Genomic DNA, 20343 nt, shown 5'->3' on the forward strand with positions numbered 1-20343 from the left:
CTAATTTTGTCAAAAATCTAACAATTTAAACGGTTAATTAAACGCTATTTTTGAGTATTTTCGTAGAATTAAATTTTATCCATGAAAATAGCAATAGTTTGTTATCCTACTTTTGGAGGTAGTGGTGTAGTAGCCACCGAGTTAGGTCTCGAGTTAGCCAGAAGAGGACACGAAATACATTTTATCACATACAGTCAGCCAGTTAGATTGGCACTTTTAAATCCGAATGTTCATTACCACGAAGTAAATGTTCCGGAATATCCATTGTTTCATTATCAACCTTATGAATTAGCGTTATCGAGCAAATTGGTCGATATGGTTAAGTTGTACAAAATAGAGCTTTTGCATGTGCATTATGCTATTCCTCATGCTTATGCGGGGTACATGGCAAAACAAATGCTGAAAAACGAAGGAATTAATCTTCCGATGATTACAACACTTCACGGAACAGATATTACACTTGTTGGAAATCATCCATTTTATAAACCAGCGGTAACATTTAGCATCAATAAATCAGATTATGTGACTTCGGTTTCTCAGAGTTTGAAAGATGATACTCTGAAATTATTTAAAATCAAGAATAAAATCAAAGTGATTCCGAATTTTATCGAATTAGATAAAGTTAAAAAAGACCCAAGTGCACCTTGTCATCGTTATGTAATGGCAAATGAGAATGAACGCATTATTACTCATATTAGTAATTTTAGAAAGGTTAAACGCATTCCAGATATTATTAAGATTTTCTATAATATTCAGAAAGAAATTCGGCTAAATTAATGATGGTTGGTGATGGACCTGAAAAAGAAAAAGCTGAAATTCTATGTCAAGAATTGGGAATTTTAGATAAAGTGATTTTCTTTGGAAATAGCCACGAAATTGATAAAATCTTATGCATGACTGATTTGTTTTTACTGCCTTCAGAAACTGAAAGTTTTGGTTTGGCAGCATTGGAAGCAATGGCATGCGGTGTTCCTGTGATTTCTAGTAATTCTGGAGGTTTGCCTGAGGTTAATTTTGATGGTTTTTCGGGGTATTTAAGCAATGTTGGAAATGTTGAAGAAATGGCCGAAAACGCGTTAAAAATTTTAAAAGACGATGCGGTCTTGAGTCAGTTTAAAGCAAATGCTCTTGAAGTAGCAAGAAAATTTGACATCAAAAATATTCTGCCTAAATATGAGGCTTTATATCAGAAAGCAATTGATGATTACAAGTATGAAAAGCACTAATTTAAAAGGATAAAATGAAAAAAGTAATTTCTGTTTTAGCGATTTTTGTTTTGATTTCGTGTGGAGTAAAAAAAGTGGAAAGTTCAAATGCAGCATTGTATGAAGTTTTGACAAAACAATCGGACGGCGGTGGAAATATTAAATTCTTCGAAATTTTGACCGAGCCCAATGAAATTAAAATGCTTGAAAATGATCCAAATTTGGCTCATAAGATGAAAGATCCAGATGTTCAAGATTACAACTATGTAATTTTGAATATGGGTGAAAAAAATACAAGCGGTTATTCTATTGATGTTGAGAAAGTAGAAGAAACAGATAAGAATATCATTATTACGGTAAAAGAAAATAGTCCGGCAAAAGATGCAATGACGATGCAGGTTATTTCATATCCTTATACAGTGGTGAAAATTCATTCTAAGAAAGAAATTATTATTAAATAAAATTAAATTAAACTTGGCTTCGACTCCGCTCAGCCTGACATTGATTGTTTTTAGAAAGCGATTTCAAAGTTTGTCAGGCTGAGTGGAGTCGAAGCTTTTTTTTAAATTTCTTTAAAACCATAAAAAAAACCTGTCGCTTTTAAACGACAGGTTTCTTCTTACAATTATTTTTTATTTTAATTAGAATCTGAATTTAACGCCTAAACCAACGTCAAATCCAAAATTATCATCATCATAATATCCAGAACCAATTTCAGGTCTCGCGTCTAAAGACAAAGTAATTGGCACTTCTTTAAATCTATATTCAATACCGATATCTCCAGCAGCAAAAACATAAGTTCCGCTATCTTTATATTTGTAGTTGTTATTGTAGTAATCGTAATTCCAAGAAGCTAAACCTCCACCGACACCAGCGTACCAGTTAAAGCCTCCGTCAATGTTCCAAACCCATTGGTAAAGTGCCACACCTTTTACAGCGTCGACATCTCTACTGTTTCTCCAACCTAAATCGAACTCAAGTCTGTTCTTTTGGTTTAATCCTAATTGGTACGATATTTCTCCTCCAAATCCGTTATTGTCCCCAAGACGTAATCCTAATGCGTTTTTCGAAATTTCTTGTGATTGAGCCGTAAATGCTAAACCAAGAAGCATAATGGCAGATAAAAGTATCTTTTTCATAAAAATGGTTAATTAATTTTTTTCAAATGTATTATTACAGTCAGATAGAGAACGTATAATATTTTTGAAAATTGTTATATAATTTACATTTTTAGAAATTTGAAGCGTTAAAATTCTTAAAAAACTGTTTCTGAGAGCTCTATTTTAGTATTATCGAAGAAATTAGCTGAGAAGTGAGAAGATCTTCCATTTCTAAAAGATTTTCTTCTTCAGCAAAATTACTAGCTTTATAAGAAAACAGTTTCCAGCGTTTTTTATGGTATTCCAACGCAGTTAAATTTTCTACCCAGTCGCCAGAATTCAGGTATAAAGTAGAACCATGTTTGTTTTCTTTGGTTACGATTTTTGGTTCATGAATATGTCCGCAAATTACATAATCGTAGTTTTTTTCAATGGCTAGATCTGTTGCAGTGGTTTCAAAATCAGAAATAAATTTTACTGCTTTTTTAACACTTGCTTTTATTTTTTTCGAAAAAGAATACGGCTCGCGTCCTAGTTTTGCCAGACACCAGTTAGCAAATCGATTCATTAAAATTAAATAATCATAACCTAATCCGCCCAACTTTGCAATCCATTTTGAATGCTGAACAGAAGCGTCAAAGACATCTCCGTGGAAAATCCAAGCTTTTTTATCATCTAATTCTAAAACTAATTTATCAACAAGAGCAAAATTTCCCATATTCATATCACTGAATTTTCTAAGTATCTCATCGTGATTTCCAGTAATATAGTAAACTTTTGTTCCTTTAGAAGCCATTCCGATTATGCGCTGAATAACTCGTAAATGCGCTTTTGGAAAATACGATTTACGAAACTGCCAAGCATCAATTATATCGCCATTTAAGACTAAAGTTTTGGGTTTAATGCTTGAAAGATAGTTGTTTAATTCTTTGGCGTGACTTCCGTAAGTTCCTAAATGGACATCAGAAAGGATGACCAATTCGACATTTCTTTTTTTCAATTTTTCTTGATTTGAAGTTTTACAAATGAATAAAAATTTGTGAAGATTGATTTTATTAAAAGGTTATCAAAAAGTGGGTAATTTTACCAAATTGTGATTTTTATCCCATTTAATGTTTCGTTAATAATACCAGTTTTAAATTTTTTAATTTAATTCATAAAACTTACATTTGCTCAAAACAAAACACAATGGCAGGAAACAGCTTCGGCACACTATATAAAGTAACTACATTTGGGGAATCTCATGGTGAAGCTTTAGGCGGAATTATTGATGGATGCCCTCCAGGAATACAATTAGATTTTGAAGCAATTGAAGTAGATATGGCTAGAAGAAAACCAGGTCAGTCAGCAATTGTTACACAAAGAAAAGAACCAGACAGCGTTCAATTCTTATCAGGAATATTTGAAGGAAAAACAACTGGAACTCCAATTGGTTTCATTATTCCAAATACCAATCAAAAATCAGACGATTACTCTCATATAAAAGATAATTATAGACCAAGCCATGCTGATTATGTTTATGATCAGAAATATGGTTTACGTGATTATCGTGGTGGCGGAAGAAGTTCTGCAAGAGAAACAGCAAGTAGAGTAGTAGCAGGTGCAATTGCAAAACAAATGTTGCCTGAAATTAAAATCAATGCTTATGTTTCTTCTGTTGGGCCAATTCATTTAGATACACCTTATCAGGAATTGGATTTTTCTAAAATTGAAAGCAACCCTGTTCGTTGTCCAGATGAAAAATCTGCGGCGATTATGGAAGAATATATTCGTGATATCCGTAAACAAGGAGACACTGTCGGAGGTGTTGTAACTTGTGTAATTCAAAATGTTCCTGTTGGTTTAGGAGAACCTGTGTTTGATAAGCTTCATGCAGAATTAGGAAAAGCAATGCTTTCTATTAATGCAGTAAAAGGTTTTGAATACGGAAGCGGTTTTTCTGGTTCTGAAATGAAAGGAAGTGAACATAACGATTTATACAACCCTGACGGAACTACAAAAACAAATCTATCAGGCGGAATCCAAGGTGGTATTAGCAACGGAATGGATATTTATTTCAGAGTAGCATTCAAGCCAGTAGCAACTATTATGCAGACTCAAGATTCTTTAGATAATAAAGGTAACATTACACCAATGACAGGAAAAGGACGTCATGATCCGTGTGTAGTGCCTCGCGCAGTGCCAATCGTAGAAGCGATGGCGGCAATTGTTTTGGCAGATTTTTATTTAATCAACAAAACATATTAATAAAAGGTAAGACAGTGAGGGTCTTATATTTTAATAATTAAAAAATAATTTAATGCAAGAAGTTACAGAAACTAAAAAACAATCATTTCTTTCGGGATTAACAGGGCAAATTATAATTGCGATGGTTCTAGGAGCCGTTTTAGGCATTATATTGCACAACACTATTTCGCCAGAAGCGGCACAGTTATTTAGTGGCAAAATCAAAATGCTAGCAACGATTTTTATTCGTTTGGTGCAAATGATTATTTCTCCATTAGTTTTTACCACTTTGGTAGTAGGAATTGCAAAATTAGGAGATATTAAAACCGTTGGAAGAATTGGAGGGAAAGCTATTGGGTGGTTTTTTACAGCTTCATTTATTTCTCTTTTAATCGGATTGTTTTACGTAAATGTTTTGCAGCCAGGTGTTGGTTTAAAACTAGAACACGTTGATATGGCAGCAGCTTCTGAAGTTACTGGTAAAACACAAAATCTATCTTTTGACAATTTTGTTGAGCATATTGTGCCAAAAAGTATTGTTGAAGCAATGGCAACTAATGAAATCCTGCAGATTGTAGTCTTTTCTATTTTCTTCGGATTGGCAGCGACTTCTTTAGGAGAAACTGTAAAACCAATCATTGGTGCTTTTGATAAACTGTCTCATATCGTTTTGAAAATGGTAAACTATGTAATGAAGTTTGCTCCAATTGGAGTTTTTGGCGCCATTGCAGGTGTGTTTGCGATTCGTGATGCTGAGGAATTGGTTATTACTTACTTTAAGTTTTTTGGTTCATTTTTAATTGGTATCAGTACACTTTGGGTAATTTTAATCTTAATAGGATATATTTTCCTTAAAGGTAGAATGACAGAATTGTTAAGACGTATTACAGGACCTTTGGCAATCGCTTTTGGTACAACAAGTAGTGAAGCTGTATTTCCTAAATTAACAGAAGAGTTAGAAGCTTTTGGGGTAAAAGATAAAATTGTTTCTTTTATGTTGCCGCTTGGATATTCGTTTAACCTTGACGGAAGTATGATGTACATGACTTTTGCAAGTATCTTTATTGCTCAGTTCTATAATGTACATTTAGATTTAGGAACACAAATGGCGATGCTTTTAGTTTTAATGCTTACTAGTAAAGGTATTGCAGGTGTGCCACGTGCAAGTTTGGTTGTAGTTGTCGCAACATGTGGTATGTTTGATATTCCGATTGAAGGAATTGCATTAATTCTTCCAATTGATCACTTCTGCGATATGTTTAGAAGCGCAACAAATGTATTAGGAAATGCATTGGCAACTTCTGTTGTAGGACAATGGGAAGACAATAAAGAATAATAAAAACGCTGAGATTTTAATTTTTTTATCTTAGTTATCGAAATAATATTTGAAAAGCTGTATTTTTTTATGAAATGCGACTTTTTTTATTTTAAAGTGTATATTTGATCAAATTAGCCGATTAATGCCCCAAAAACGGATTTTTTTACTATTATTCTTGGTTCTGAATTGCTTTGCCAATTCGGCAATTGCGCAATCTCATTGTAATCTCGATCCTAAAATTGATAAGACTGTAAAAGAAGCACTTTTAAATTTTAGGGAAGCTAATTTCGAAAAATCACTCATTTATTCCAGAGCAGCCTTAAACGCGGCAACAGCAATAAAAGATTATTGTCTTATTGCTCGTTCCTATAATATTATTGCGGCCAATTATAACGAATTAACAGAGTTTGATAAAGCTATTTTTTTCTATAAGAAAGGCCTCTACTACGCTAACAAAACCAATAATGATTCTATAAAATGCCTTCTCTATAATAATTTAGGGAATATGTATTGTTTTGAAAAGAAGCAATTTGATGAAGGGATTCGAAATTATAAGAAAGCGGTCGCTTTTGCTTTGAAAATTAATGATTTAAAGGAAGTTTATTTTACTAATATCAATATTGCTTGGGCTTATTTTGATATTGGAAATTTCAATCAAGGACATCTTTTTTTAAAATATGTTAACAGCACTAAATTAAAATACAACGACGGATCGACAGAAGTTATTGTTGATATGCTGAACGGTATTTATTCTAGTCATATAAAGGATGATAAAGCTGCCAATGCCTATTTTTTAAGTGCTATTGAGGCAGGAAAAAAATGTCAAGAAAAATCAGATCTGGCGCATGCTTATTTAGAATATTCTCATTTTTTGAATAAAATCAATAAACACAAAGAAGCTTACGGTGCTCTGGTTAATCATTATAATCTTTCGGATAACTTGTATGATGTTAAAAAGCTTAAAAGAGCATCTCAAGCAGGTTTAAGTCTTGAATTAGATGAATATAAAAGACAGATTGATAAAGTTGAAGGAGAAAAAGTAGAGCAATCTCAGAGTTTAAGAAAATCAAAAATCATTGTAATTCTTTTTATTTTGATTTCGCTAATTCTTCTAATTTTAATTGTCACTCTGGTAAAGAATATCAGATATAAGAAAAAACACAATTTAGAGCTTCTTAAAGCTAAAGAAATTGCAGAAGAAGCCTCTTTGCTCAAAACTCAATTTATATCGACGATAAGCCACGAATTAAGAACGCCGCTTTATGGAGTAGTTGGAATTACAAATATGCTTGCTAGAAGAGCATAAAGAAATTTCGAGAAGCCAGCATTTAAGTTCTCTAAAGTTTTCTGCTAGATATTTGCTGTCGCTCGTAAATGATATTTTGCAGATCAATAAAATTGAAGAAAACAAAATCGTTCTGGAAAACCTGACTTTTAATATTTCTGATGAAATAACGGTAATTAAGAATTCGCTTTCTTTTCTTTCGCAGAAAAATAATAATAGCATTTCTATTGATATTGATCCACATATTCCAGAATATTTAATTGGAGATAAATTGCGTCTGGCTCAGATTTTAATGAACTTGGTTAGCAATGCGTTGAAATTTACTAAAGACGGGCAAGTTGAAATTATCATAAAACTAAATAAGGTAGAAGGGAAGCTCCATTATTTGGATTTCTTGATAAAAGACAACGGAATTGGAATTGCAGTTGTAGATCAGAACAAGATTTTTGAAAAGTTTGTTCAAGTTGGCCGAAAAGATGAAGATTATCAAGGTACAGGTTTAGGACTTAGTATTGTTAAAAGGCTTTTAGGTCTTTTTGGAAGCAGTATTACTTTGGATAGTGATTTAGGAAAAGGAACTTCATTTTCGTTTACAATTGCTTTTGAGCACGATTTGGCTAAAACAAAAAGTATTATTGATGAGATTGAAGTGGATTTAACTTCGAGCGAAGTTTATAAAATTTTAGTCGTTGAAGACAATTTGATCAATCAGCTTGTTACCAAAAAGATTATTGAAAAAAACAATTATGCTTGTAAAGTTGTTGATGATGGTTTTGTTGCGCTTAAAATTTTAGAAGACGAAACTTTTGATTTGATTTTAATGGATATCAATATGCCTTTAATGAACGGATTTGAAACTACGAAAAGAATACGTCTTCAAGGAATAGAAACTCCAATTGTAGCTTTAACGGCTTTTGATAAAGATGAAATTACAGATGAAGCAATTTCGTCTGGAATGAACGATATTATAATTAAACCTTTTGAGCCAGTTAAATTATTTAAAATAATCAATTTCTTGATAAACGAAAAAAACGCTGTTTAGTACCAGCGTTTTTTATTTTTCTTAGCATTATTTGATTTTCTCGATTTATGAGCGCCACCGCTTCTGTTTGAGCTTTTAGGCTTTTCTCCAGCTTCCGGACTTCCAGAATGCCATTGATACGGATGATCTGCAATTGTTTTTACATCAACCTTAATTAATTTCTGAATGTCTTTCCAGTACGGAAGTTCGTCTTTTCCACAAAAAGAAATCGCAATTCCGCCGTTTCCAGCGCGACCAGTACGGCCAATACGGTGAACATAAGTTTCAGGAATATTAGGTAAATCAAAATTGATTACATAAGGAAGCTGTTCGATATCAATTCCTCTTGCGAGCAATATCAGTTGCAACTAGAACTCCAACTTCTTTATTTTTAAAAGCGTCTAGAACTCTTTGTCTTGCATTTTGAGATTTGTCTCCATGAATCGCTTCTGCGGGAATATCTTTTTTGCGAAGTGCTTTAACAACATTATCTGCACCGTGTTTTGTACGTGAAAACACAAGCACGTTAGATAAATTCTCTTCTTTAATTAAAGTATAAAGCAAGTTTCTTTTTTCGGTTTTATCTACAAAATAAACACGCTGCTCTACATTTTCTGCAGTAGATGAAACGGGAGAAACTTCTACTTGTGCTGGATCTTGAAGAAACATTTCTGCCAATTCGCGAATTGCAATTGGCATAGTTGCAGAGAAAAGTAAAGTTTGTCTGTTTTTTGGAGTTAGTTTTACGATTTTTTTGACATCGTTAACAAAACCCATATCTAACATCTGATCGGCTTCGTCTAACACTAAAGTGTGCAAATGATTTAAATCAAGAAAACCTTGTTTATGAAGGTCAAGCAAACGTCCTGGAGTAGCAATTAATATATCAACTCCGTTTTTTAAAGCATCAACTTGAGGATTCTGAGAAACTCCTCCAAAAATAGTCAGTTGCGTTAAGTTGGTATATTTTGCGTAAGTGTCAAAACTTTGTCCAATTTGTACAGCAAGTTCACGAGTAGGTGTAACTACAAGGGCGCGAATTACTTTTGCTTTTTTTGATGAACCGACAATTCGATGTAGTTGATGTATAATTGGAATAGCAAAAGTCGCCGTTTTTCCTGTTCCTGTCTGCGCACAGCCAATTAAATCACGACCTTCTAAAACAATAGGAATTGATTTTTCCTGAATTGGAGTCGGATTTAAATAGCCTTCTTCAAATACGGCTTTTTGTATACTTTTTGAAAGTGATAGATCTTCGAATAACATATCTTTGGTATTTAGTATTTTAGTTTTAATTACTAAAATGCTGTGCAAAGATATGTTTATTCGTTCAATCGTTTGTTTGAATTTGCTTTTATTTGGCAAAGAGGCCTTATAGCATAATCAAATAGAATATTTAAAATCAAGCAGGTTCTATGTTAGCTTTGATAAAATCGGTTACCAAATAACCAATTAATTTGCCAATTAAATTATTGTTTGGAGAATTGTCTAAATCTGGCGCACCCTCGCAAATATGCAGATATGTGGCATTTTTATGTTCTGCAAAGAAAGAAACAAATTGCCTTAATTCTTCAACAGAAAATCCGCTGATTGTCATGGCACTACTGGCGATATTAGGAATTGCATCTAAGTCAATTTCAATTCCGAAAGCATCATTTTTAATAAAATCCAAAGCTGTAATCATTTCACGATTAAAGTCTTTTTCTTTTCTAATGTTGACACTGTCGTAAGTATTGTAACGAACGCGGTCTTCCAATTTTTTAATAATATCTAAAACACTTTTTGACGTGTAATTCTCGTGCAGACCAAAAATGAAATATTTCTTTAAAAAACCTTCTTCGTAAGCGTATGAAAATCCATTTCCGCTGTGACGGCCTTCTAAAATTCTAAAATCAGAATGCGCATCAAAATTAATGGCATTTACAGGTTTTCCTTTTGCAAGTGCAGCGCCTTTAATATTTCCGTAAGCATTATTATGGCCTCCGCCAATAATAATTGGTGTTTTTCCAGCTTTAATTATGGTAAAAATAATATGAGAAACTTCTTTGTCTATTTTTTCAACTAGCTGGCTTAATTTGGAACGGTCGTCAATGTCGTTAAAATCTAAGTTTTCAACTTCACGCATTTCGTCAGCAACATTGATATGTCCTAGAATAATAATATTGCTTCCTTTAGCAAAACGATTGTGCTGAATGTTTGCAATGCTTTTTATAGCGCATTGCCATGCAGAAGCAGCTCCAGGTCTTCCGTAATTGGCACGAACACCAATATCTTCAGGAATTCCTAAAAGCACATATTTAGCTTCACTTTCTTTAATAAAATTAATCTTATCAATTCCTGGCGGAATGACAATCATTTTTTCTCCGAACTTTATTTCACCACTTCTGTGATTTGTGATTTTTGCTAAATCATTTATAGTGAATGGGATTAATTTTTCCATGAAAAAAATTTATTTTCCAAAAATAATATAATTGTAGAAACTTACGTTATTACCTTATATTAATTCTTAAATTTGTTATTAAAGAAAATTATTTAAATATGGAAAACCCAAAGAACAACAATTCAAGTCTAAAGGCGGTAATCGCGGTTTTAGCAGTCCTACTGATCGGTAGCTTAGTGTATATTTTTAAATTATCTTCTGATACAGAGGTGGTTAAAACTGAACTTACAACAACCTTGACTGAAAAAGAATCTGTAATGAAAGATTTACAGGAGTTAAAAGCGACTTATGATGCTTGCTATTGCTGAAAACACTTCTATGTCTGACGAATTAATTCAAGAGAGAGACAAAGTGGTTGCTTTAATGGATGATTTGAACAAATCTAAAGGAGATGTTTCTAAATACAGATCTCAAGTTCAAGCAATGCAAAGCAAAATGAAAACTTTAGTTGCTGAAAATGATGAGTTGAAAAAACAAAATGGTGTTTTAACTACTCAAAGAGATAGTACTATTGTAGTTTTAGGAGAATCTAAAAAATATAACGAAGTATTAGTTGGTCAAAACGAAGAATTAGCTAAAACGGTAGAGAAAGGTTCTAAATTATCTGTATTAAATACTAAAACTTCAGCTTACAAATTGAAAAGCTCTGGGAAACAAATCGAAACAGATAAAGCAAGCCGTGCTGATATGTTGAAAGTTAGTTTTACAATTGCTGAAAATCAAATTGCAAAATCTGGAGATAAAACGTATTATGTTCAAGTTATCGATGCTAAAAACAATGTTTTAGGCGAAAAGAAAACAGAAAACTTTGGAGACAATACATTAACTTATAGCTTCAAAACTACAGTAAAATATGAAAATAAAACTGTTCAAGTTAGTGAAGATTTACCAGGAAAAGATTTTGCTAAAGGAACTTATTTTATCAATGTTTTTGATAATGATGAGTTAGTTTCTAAAACTAGTTTCAGTTTAAGATAATTCTGCCGAAGGGAAAAATACCACTTAGATATTAAAGGTCTGTGATTTTCACAGACCTTTTTTTATGGAATAAAACTTGAGTTATATAATTTGACCCTCAACAAAAACAGATTCGATAAGATTGCTTCCAAATGCATAAGGAATCTGATAATAAGAAGAAATAGGTTTTGTTACGATCAAATTGGCTTTCTTGCCTTTTGTAATGCTTCCGTGAGTTTCTGAAAGCCCCATTGCGTAAGCGCCGTTTATTGTAGCCGCATTAATAGCTTCTTCTGGTGTCAATTTCATTTTAATACACGCCGTTGCAACTACAAAATTCATATTTCCGGATGGAGTAGAGCCAGGATTAAAATCTGTTGCTAATGCTATTGGTAAACCGGCTTTTATCATTTCGCGCGCTGGCGTGTACGGAATACTTAAAAAATAAGAGCAAGAAGGTAAGGCTACAGGCATTGTTTCTGTATCTTTTAATGCTTGGATATCTTCTGGATTCATCACTTCAAGATGATCGACAGAAATAGCGTTAAATTTAACTCCAGCTTGGATTCCGCCAATTGAATTAAATTGATTGACATGGATTTTTGATTTTAAACCAAAAGCTAAACCTGCTTCCATTATTTTTTCGGTTTCTTCAACAGAAAAATAACCGCTTTCGCAGAAAACATCAACATAATCTGCAAGTTTGTTTTTGGAAATTTCTGGCAAGCATTTCGTTAATAATTTCGTCCAGATAACCCGCTTTATCATCTTTGTAATGTAAAGGAAAAGCATGTGCGCCCAGAAATGTCGCTTTAATTGCAATAGGATAATTTTCTGCTAGTTTTTGAATTACACGAAGCATTTTTAATTCTCCATCAACTGTCAATCCGTAGCCAGATTTTATTTCTACGGCACCAGTTCCTAAATGCATTACTTCTTCTAAACGGATTTTAGATTGTTCGTAAATTTCTTCTTCAGAAGAATCATTTAGTTTCTTAGCCGAATTAAGAATTCCGCCGCCGCGATTGGCGATTTCTTCATAAGAAAGCCCGTTGATACGATCTACAAATTCCTGTTCGCGGTTTCCTGCATAAACAATATGAGTGTGGCTGTCGCACCAAGACGGAAGAACAACTTTTCCTGTTGCATCAATTATTTGGTCGGCATTTATTTTTGGAAGATTATCCATTGAGCCAAAATCTTCGATCAAATTGTCTTTTAGTATTAAAAAAGCATTTTTAATAGTTGGAAGTTTTGCCATTTCAGAACCTGAAACTTTAGCGATTGAAGTTTCGCGAACTTGTAGTAACTCTTGTATATTTTTGATTAAAGTGATCATTAGTAAGAATTGTTATAAAACACAAATTTCACAAATTTTCACGGATTAATATGTGAAAACTTGTGAAATTCGTAAAATTGTTTTTCTCTAAAGATTATTCAGAAACTGTTATTTCGAACATTTTATCCCAATATTTACCAGTAACGAAAATAGTTTTAGTTGCAGGATTATATGCAATACCATTTAAAACTTCGGCATTTTTAGCTTTTAATGATTTACGTAAATCTGAAAGATTAAGAATTTTTTCAACTGCTCCAGATTCTGGATTTACAACTGCAATTGCATCTTTCTGCCAAACATTTGCGTAAAATTTACCGTCAATTAATTCAAGTTCGTTAATCGCTTTAATTTTTGAACTTCCAGAATATACATTGATATAATCAATTAATTTTTGAGTTGCAGGATCCATTTTCCAGATTTTCTCGGTTCCGTCAGAATGATAGATGTATTTGTCATCGTGCGTCATTCCCCAACCTTCTATATCTTTATCGTATTTAAATGTTTTTTCTAATTTAAAAGTCTTGGCATCGTAGATGTAACCTGTTTTTTCCTGCCAAGTCAACTGATATATTTTGCCACCAAAGAAAGTAATTCCTTCTCCAAAATATTCTTTCGGAAGATCAACTTGTTTGATCACTTTTCCTGTTTTGTAATCTACCTCTCTAAAGTAAGAATCACCTTTTTGTCCTGTACTTTCAAAAAGCCTTCCATCATGAAACTCTAAACCTTCTGTGAAAGCTGTAGTGTCATGAGGAAAAGTATTTACAATTTTATATTTTAATAATTTAGGCTCAATGTCTGAAACTACTTCAATTCTTTTAGTGGCATCAGAAGAATCTCCACCAAAATAAACCTTAGCTTTTAGGTATTGATAACCTAATTTTTGATCTATTAATTCAAATCTAAAATTTTCAGTACCTTTTGTACCTCCAACTCTTTTGTCGTTTACGAAGTAGGCAATGCTGTCAATTTCTTTCGATTTTGGGTTTAAAATTCCAATATTAAGCGCCTCTTTTTGGGTAAGATGAGCAGGAAAAGCAGAATCATCGATAGTAAATAAAGAATTTTCACCTTTATTTTTTTCTCCACATCCAATTAATGTGATTCCTAATAAAATGACAGCTAGGAAGTTATATTTTTTCATAGTTTAAAATTTGAATAAGGCAATATACGACGATATTTTTATTGCTCGCAAAGGTCTTGCAAAAATATAAAAAGGTTGTATATTTGCACCGGCAAGTCCTACACGACCAGCTCCTGCAGACTCCCCCAGGATGGGAACATAGCAAGGGTACGTGGTTGAGCGGTGCGATGTAGGTCGCTTGCCATTTTTTTTAGAATTTAATTAGTTTGCAATCTTCCTTTCAGGAGGATTTTTTTATTTTTGACCCTATCTGAAGTTAGATGTCATTGGTTAAAAGTTAAATTTTGAGCATTAAATATACTGTTCAAATAAAACCATTTTCCAAAACTCATAACTCATAATTTATAACTTATAACTAAAAAAAATGAGCAAAGTCGTTTTAATTACCGGAGGATCATCAGGAATTGGAAAATCTATTGGTGAATTTTTACATCAGAAAGGTTTTGTTGTGTACGGAACAAGCAGAAACCCTGAGAAAGTTTTAAATTCAGTTTTTCCTTTGGTTGCTTTAGATGTTAGAAATTCGGACTCTATTAAAACTGCGGTAGCTAAAATTATTGCAACTTCTGGGAGGTTAGATATTGTAATTAATAATGCTGGAGTTGGAATTACAGGGCCTTTAGAAGAAATTCCGACAGAAGAAATTAGAAATAATTTTGAAACTAACTTTTTTGGGCCAATTGAAGTTATGAAAGCGGCGTTGCCACAAATGCGCAAACAAAACTCGGGGCTTATTATTAATATTACGTCGATTGCCGGTTATATGGGACTTCCGTACAGAAGTGTGTATTCTGCGTCGAAAGGAGCTTTGGAGTTAATTACAGAGGCTTTAAGAATGGAAGTGAAAGCTTTTGGTATCGAAATTACAAATGTTGCACCAGGAGATTTTGCAACCAATATTGCAAGCAGGGCGTTATCATGCGCCGGTAATTAAAGATTCGGCTTACGAAAAAGTATATGGAGATGTTTTGGCGACAATGAATGATCATGTTGATGCAGGAAGCAATCCAAATGAAATGGCAGAAGCGGTTTATAAAATCATTCAAACTAAAAAACCTAACGTTCATTACAAAGTAGGCGCTTTTATGCAGAAGTTTTCGATTGTTTTAAAACGTGCGCTTCCAGATAAAATGTATGAGAAAATGCTTATGAATCATTATAAGCTATAGAAAAATGTAAAATATACACTTATTTTTAACATATAATTTTAAAATGGTTTTAATTTTAAAATCTTTATTGGTATTGATTTTGTAATTTTGCGACTAGATTTCTTTAAAAGAATTTATTTTAAAAGAAATTTATAAATACGAACAAACCATTTTTAATTAAACAAATTATGAAATTTTTTATAGACACAGCTAATTTAGCTCAAATTAAAGAAGCACAAGCTTTAGGTGTTTTGGATGGTGTAACAACTAATCCGTCATTAATGGCAAAAGAAGGAATTACTGGAAAAAACAACATCCTTAAGCATTATGTTGACATTTGCAATCTTGTTGATGGTGATGTAAGTGCAGAAGTTAACGCTCTTGACTTTGAAGGTATGGTTAAAGAAGGTGAGGAGTTAGCTGAATTACATGAGCAGATTGTTGTAAAACTTCCTATGACTAAGGAAGGTGTTATGGCGACAAAATATTTTTCTGATAAAGGAATTAAAACTAACGTTACTCTTGTTTTCTCTGTAGGACAAGCACTTTTGGTCGCAAAAGCTGGAGCAACTTTTGTTTCTCCATTCGTTGGGCGTTTAGATGATATTTCTACTGATGGATTGAATTTGATTCAAGAAATTAGAGAAGTTTACGATAACTACGGTTACGAAACTCAAATTTTAGCGACTTCTGTACGTCACACAATGCACATTGTAAACTGTGCTAAAATTGGTGCTGATGTGATGACTGGACCACTTTCTGCAATTTACGGTTTATTGAAACACCCATTGACAGATATTGGTTTAGCTCAGTTTGTAGCTGACTTTGAAAAAGGAAATAAATAATCCTTAAATATTTACAAAATTAAAATCGTCTTTTTTCTAATGAGAAAGGACGATTTTTTTTACTTTTATATTGAATCTTAAATAGTTAAATATGAAAGTTGTCTTATTTATGTTGTCGTTTTTTGTTGCGAGCTTTTCTGTAAACGCACAGGCCGCTAAAGTTATTACTTCAGTAAATGAAGCGGGAGATGTTGCTACTTATGAGCTGGATTGTTCTGTAAAATTTCAAACTCTAGCTAAAGGGCTTCGTTATAATATTACGAGGCATGAATTTAAAGGGCCAGAACTAAAAAACAGCTATCGTCTTTTGCTTGTAATGGATGGATTTTACTCGAAAACATTAAATAGTGAGATGACGATTTCTGCAGTTTTAAGTGATGGCACCAAAATAGAGGCTAGAAAAACGATAGAAGATGATGGCTTTTTTGATGGAGCTTGCACTTTAAAAATAAAAGATCCTCAAGCGCTTTTAAATGCCGATATAGACAAAGTAATAGTTCACGCGGATAAAGATGTCGTTTATTCTTTAACAGCGCAAAATAAGGCTGTTTTTAAGAAAAACTTGAGTAATATTATTAATGCTAAATAAAAGTTGCTAAGATTCTGAGATGCTAAGGCTTTAAGTTATTTCTTCTTTGAATAAAAAAAAAATCCAAATTCCAGTTTTAAAATTGGAATTTGGATTTTTATATATTGGAGTTTTTTAATTTTTAGTGTCCGCCGCCAGCACTTTCTATGTGACTGATACCTTGTCTTTTTAAGATTTTAGGACAGTAGAAACCATAGAATCCTAAATATGCAAAACCGATAAGAGGTACAATGTAAGAGAAGTGAGTGTAAGTGATGCCGAAAATTCCACCTGGATTTGTTGCGTCTAAATCACAGATACTTCCTTGCACTAATGGAATTACTCCACCACCAAGAATCATCATGATTAAGAAAGAAGATGCTTTTCCTGTATTTTTTCCTAATCCTGCAATAGCTAAATCGAAGATTGAAGGCCACATAATTGATAAGAATAATCCGCCAGAGATAAAGAAGAATTTAGCAATTTCTGGGTTTGGCCAAACTAAACCTAATACCATCATAGTTAATCCTGAAATTCCGAAAAGCATTAATGTTTTTCCTGCGTTTTTACCACCAACAAAACTTACAGCGATAAACAGCAAAATCCAAAATGGGTAGATGTAAAATGAAGAAACGTCGTGAGCGACAAAGATGTTTGCGCCAATAATTACTCCAAATGCAGCAAGCAGGAACAATAAATTTAAGTGCAGTATTTACCAAGTTTGAAGTATTGAACACGTTTGCTCCACCATTCCAACGACCGATCATTAAACTACCCCAGTAAAGCGCAATAAACGGTGCAACAGCGTCTTCTAAGATGTTTCCGAATTCGTGAGTGTGTAATAACGCAGGTAAATTACTGATGATTGTTACTTCAGTTCCTACATAAATAAAAATTCCTAACATACCCAAGTATAATTGCGGATAGTCAAGAATGTTGAATTTACTGTGTTTGTCTTTTATTATAGCTTCTTCTTCTTTTACAGGATCTTCGATTTTTGAGAAATTCATAAATACTGCAACAGCAATAAATGCAAGACCTAAGATGATGAAAGGCAATTTAATATCTTCTAGTGAAAGAGCCGTTTTTTTGTTATCTCCCATTCCGAATAAAGCGATACCTAATAAGATTGCTCCAATTGTTGTTCCAAAAGAGTTGATTCCACCTGCAAGAGTTAAACGGTGTGCTCCAGTTTCCGGACTTCCCATTTTAATCGCCAAAGGATTGGCAACAATTTGTTGAATAGAAAAGCCTAAACCAACTGTAAATAAAGCTGTTAAAAAGAAAGGGAAGCTCTCGATTGTTGCAGCTGGAATGAATAAGAATGAACCTACAGCTGATAAAATTAATCCTGCAGATAATGTTCTTTTGTAGCCATATTTTTGTAAAATATCTACTTTTAAAGAAACGATAAAGAATATAATTGATCCAACAAAATAAGCGACATAGAAAGCCCAAGCTACTAATTGAGATTGTACTTGCGATAGCGTAAATACTTTTTTGAATACTGGAATCAGGATGTCGTTAGCAGAACCAACAAAACCCCAAAAGAAGAAGACGATTATCAAAGAGATAAATTGCCCCCATTTGGTTTGAACATTTTCTGAACTCATAATAATAAGGTTAATTTTTTATTTTATTGTTTTTTGAAGACCGTAAATATATTTGTTAGGATTATCAAAAAAATAAAAAGGTATAAATAATGTTAAATTTAAACCAACGGCTATGTTTTTTCAACAAAGTGTTAATTTTAACCTACTTAGAAAATGTAATTCGTAATTATATTTATTCCAATATCTTATTTTTAACTTCTTTACTGTAGTTTCTGCCTATTGGAATGTTGTAAGATTGTATTTGAACACGGTTTCCTTCTATAGATTTTACCTTGTTTAGTGCAATTACATAAGATTTATGAATTCTAAGGAAGCGATCTGCAGGTAATTCTTCTGATAATGATGTAAGAGATTTATGAGTAATATATGTCTTATCTGGTGTGACTACTTTTATATATTCTTTCATTCCTTCAACAAACAAAATTTCCTCAATATTAATTTTCATCATTTTTTTATCGACTTTAATAAAAATATGAGAATCTCCTTTTGAAGTTTCGACTTTAATATTGTTTTTGAGATTGTATTCGGTGGTAATTTTATTGATGCATTTTATGAATCTTGGTAACGGAATAGGTTTTACCAAATAATCTAATACATCCAAATCATAACTTTCAGCAACAAATTCTCTAAAAGCGGTTGTAATGATGACTTTGGTTTTGTTTTCGATAAGGCTAATAAGCTCAAAACCGGTCATCATAGGCATGTTAATATCTAAAAAGACAGCATCAACAGGTGTACTGTTAATAAAATCGAGTGCCTCTAAAGAGTTATTGAATGTTGCTATAACTTCAAAATCTGTAAAATTGGTAAAATAATTTTGCAGGACCTTGATAGCTAAAGGCTCATCATCAATTAACACGCATTTAATCTTCATTATATGTAGGTATTTGTAATCGGATTATGTAGAAATTTAGCTTGGTTTGTTGTTTAAGGCGGAAATTGCTTCTGTAAATTAGTTTCAGTCTTTTTTTCGTATTAACCAAACCAATTCCTCTTTTCGGATTATGATTTTGTGAAATTACAAAATTATTTAAGATTTCAAAATCGAGTATTTTATTGTCTGTAACTTTACAATTGATCTTTATTTTTAAATTTTTGTTGTTTAGACCTCCATGTTTAAAAGCATTTTCGACCAAAGAAATGAAAATTAATGGCGGTACAACAACATCGTCAATATTAGATTCTAGATTTATGGTGACTTCGACATTTTCAAAACGAAGCTTTTCTATTTCAATATAGTTCTGGATATAGTCGATTTCTTTTATTAACGGAACAAATTTGGTTCCTTTAACATCATATAAAACATACTCCATCAAATTAGAAAGCTTTATAATTACATCAGGAACTTTCTTTGATGATTCTAACGATAAAGCATACAAATTGTTTAGCGTGTTGAAGAAAAAATGGGGTTGAATCTGGTTTTCAAGATACTTAAGTTTAATCTTAAATTGGTTTTCTCGTAAAGATCTGTTTCTTTCTCGCTCTCTTAGCCAAGTTAAGGTAAGATAAATTGATGATGCCATTGCTAAGACATACAATTCTCCGATACAAACAGCAACAATGTGATTGATCTCAAAAGGATGATATTCTCTATTAGCTTCAGGCCATATATTTTCTGATATTATATAGTAGGTTAGAGCTGTTTTTAGAAGATATATCACAAATAGACTCAACAGAAGTAAAAAAGTATACATAATATACTTTTGTTTGAGTACATATCTTGGAACCAAAACAAATAAATTCAAATAAACTAAAGGAATAACCAAAGAGAATTCAATTAAGTTTGATTTGAATGCATAAGGATAATCATTAAAGTAAGCGCCCCATCTTAAAAAGTTTAAAGTAAAATAAACTCCCCAAAACCAGACATGATTTTGCAGTTTGATATCAAATTTAACTTTTCGTATTTCTTTCAATTGATTCTAAGTTGTTTGAGAATTTTAGTTTTTCTTAACAGTATTTAAATAATGTGCAACTTTAAACAATTAACTGGTAAATGACAATTTTTTTGCAAAAAATTTCCAAAAAAAAGGATATTGGTGCTTATTTTTTGTATTAGAACGTTTTCGTAAAGCGTATTATTGAATAATTTATGTCGTTCGTTTAAATTTTGTTGCTGTTGGTTTAATTTATT

Annotated in this window: 13 protein-coding genes, 1 other RNA gene and 6 pseudogenes; 11 read left to right on the forward strand and 9 right to left on the reverse strand. The window is 32.4% G+C overall.

Translation table 11 applies throughout. From position 1 onward, the window contains the following. Positions 1 to 81 precede the first annotated feature (81 nt). Positions 82 to 1226 (forward strand): annotated as a pseudogene (gene bshA, locus P5P87_RS25060) (N-acetyl-alpha-D-glucosaminyl L-malate synthase BshA). A gap of 14 nt (positions 1227 to 1240) precedes the next feature. Beyond that, complete coding sequence (locus P5P87_RS25065; protein ID WP_278020989.1) at positions 1241 to 1666, forward strand: protease complex subunit PrcB family protein; 426 nt, start codon at positions 1241 to 1243, stop codon at positions 1664 to 1666. Positions 1667 to 1846: 180 nt separating this feature from the next. Here the strand turns inward: P5P87_RS25065 and P5P87_RS25070 are convergent, their stop codons facing one another. Both P5P87_RS25070 and P5P87_RS25075 read right to left on the reverse strand, forming a co-directional pair. Then, a complete protein-coding gene (locus P5P87_RS25070; protein ID WP_198856308.1) occupies positions 1847 to 2344 on the reverse strand; it encodes a hypothetical protein in 498 nt (165 codons plus the stop codon). A 139-nt stretch (positions 2345 to 2483) separates the two neighbouring features. Beyond that, positions 2484 to 3305 carry a UDP-2,3-diacylglucosamine diphosphatase gene (locus P5P87_RS25075; protein ID WP_278020990.1) on the reverse strand — a complete coding sequence of 274 codons (822 nt, stop codon included), beginning with the start codon at positions 3303 to 3305 and terminating at the stop codon, positions 2484 to 2486. Between the two features lie 188 nt (positions 3306 to 3493). Here P5P87_RS25075 and aroC point away from each other — a divergent pair, with 188 nt between their 5' ends. From aroC to P5P87_RS25095, 4 genes are all read left to right on the forward strand, one after another. Then, on the forward strand, positions 3494 to 4552 hold the full coding sequence (gene aroC, locus P5P87_RS25080) for a chorismate synthase (protein ID WP_111285244.1): 1059 nt from the start codon (positions 3494 to 3496) through the stop codon (positions 4550 to 4552). Positions 4553 to 4604: 52 nt separating this feature from the next. Continuing rightward, on the forward strand, positions 4605 to 5867 hold the full coding sequence (locus P5P87_RS25085) for a dicarboxylate/amino acid:cation symporter (RefSeq protein ID WP_278020991.1): 1263 nt from the start codon (positions 4605 to 4607) through the stop codon (positions 5865 to 5867). Positions 5868 to 5991: 124 nt separating this feature from the next. Further along, positions 5992 to 7155, forward strand: a complete 1164-nt coding sequence (locus P5P87_RS25090) for a histidine kinase dimerization/phospho-acceptor domain-containing protein (RefSeq protein ID WP_278020992.1) — start codon at positions 5992 to 5994, stop codon at positions 7153 to 7155. Beyond that, complete coding sequence (locus tag P5P87_RS25095) at positions 7139 to 8176, forward strand: response regulator (protein WP_278020993.1); 1038 nt, start codon at positions 7139 to 7141, stop codon at positions 8174 to 8176. The genes P5P87_RS25090 and P5P87_RS25095 overlap by 17 nt, the downstream gene beginning before the upstream one ends. On the opposite strand, the pseudogene P5P87_RS25100 reads toward P5P87_RS25095, so the two are convergent. Next, positions 8173 to 9421 (reverse strand): annotated as a pseudogene (locus P5P87_RS25100) (DEAD/DEAH box helicase). The gene P5P87_RS25095 and the pseudogene P5P87_RS25100 overlap by 4 nt on opposite strands. A gap of 136 nt (positions 9422 to 9557) precedes the next feature. Continuing rightward, positions 9558 to 10595, reverse strand: coding sequence for a formimidoylglutamase (locus tag P5P87_RS25105; RefSeq protein WP_198856303.1), 1038 nt, complete (start codon positions 10593 to 10595; stop codon positions 9558 to 9560). 98 nt (positions 10596 to 10693) lie between these two features. Here P5P87_RS25105 and P5P87_RS25110 point away from each other — a divergent pair. Next, a pseudogene (locus P5P87_RS25110) lies at positions 10694 to 11573 on the forward strand (hypothetical protein). An 81-nt stretch (positions 11574 to 11654) separates the two neighbouring features. Here the strand turns inward: P5P87_RS25110 and hutI are convergent. Further along, positions 11655 to 12891, reverse strand: a pseudogene (gene hutI / locus P5P87_RS25115) (imidazolonepropionase). A 94-nt stretch (positions 12892 to 12985) separates the two neighbouring features. Next, complete coding sequence (locus P5P87_RS25120) at positions 12986 to 14035, reverse strand: glutaminyl-peptide cyclotransferase (protein WP_198856300.1); 1050 nt, start codon at positions 14033 to 14035, stop codon at positions 12986 to 12988. A gap of 89 nt (positions 14036 to 14124) precedes the next feature. On the opposite strand from P5P87_RS25120, the gene ffs reads away from it, so the two are divergent. From ffs to P5P87_RS25140, 4 genes and pseudogenes are all read left to right on the forward strand, one after another. Beyond that, positions 14125 to 14222: signal recognition particle sRNA small type (ffs, locus tag P5P87_RS25125), an RNA gene on the forward strand. A gap of 177 nt (positions 14223 to 14399) precedes the next feature. Beyond that, positions 14400 to 15204 (forward strand): annotated as a pseudogene (locus P5P87_RS25130) (SDR family oxidoreductase). A 167-nt stretch (positions 15205 to 15371) separates the two neighbouring features. Then, a complete protein-coding gene (gene fsa, locus P5P87_RS25135; RefSeq protein WP_278020994.1) occupies positions 15372 to 16028 on the forward strand; it encodes a fructose-6-phosphate aldolase in 657 nt (218 codons plus the stop codon). Between the two features lie 91 nt (positions 16029 to 16119). Beyond that, a complete protein-coding gene (locus P5P87_RS25140) occupies positions 16120 to 16617 on the forward strand; it encodes a hypothetical protein (protein ID WP_278020995.1) in 498 nt (165 codons plus the stop codon). Positions 16618 to 16738: 121 nt separating this feature from the next. On the opposite strand, the pseudogene P5P87_RS25145 reads toward P5P87_RS25140, so the two are convergent. The 3 genes and pseudogenes from P5P87_RS25145 to P5P87_RS25155 form a co-directional block, all read right to left on the reverse strand. After that, positions 16739 to 18209 (reverse strand): annotated as a pseudogene (locus tag P5P87_RS25145) (MFS transporter). 172 nt (positions 18210 to 18381) lie between these two features. Beyond that, positions 18382 to 19083: a LytR/AlgR family response regulator transcription factor gene (locus tag P5P87_RS25150; protein WP_278020996.1), complete on the reverse strand. Its 702-nt coding sequence runs from the start codon at positions 19081 to 19083 to the stop codon at positions 18382 to 18384. Continuing rightward, the gene (locus tag P5P87_RS25155; protein ID WP_198856294.1) at positions 19073 to 20125 is read right to left on the reverse strand and encodes a sensor histidine kinase; all 1053 of its coding nucleotides are present in this window, start codon (positions 20123 to 20125) and stop codon (positions 19073 to 19075) included. The genes P5P87_RS25150 and P5P87_RS25155 overlap by 11 nt, the downstream gene beginning before the upstream one ends. Positions 20126 to 20343 lie beyond the last annotated feature (218 nt).

Origin of the sequence: Flavobacterium ginsengisoli (assembly GCF_029625315.1) — a bacterium.
Lineage (GTDB): Bacteria > Bacteroidota > Bacteroidia > Flavobacteriales > Flavobacteriaceae > Flavobacterium > Flavobacterium ginsengisoli.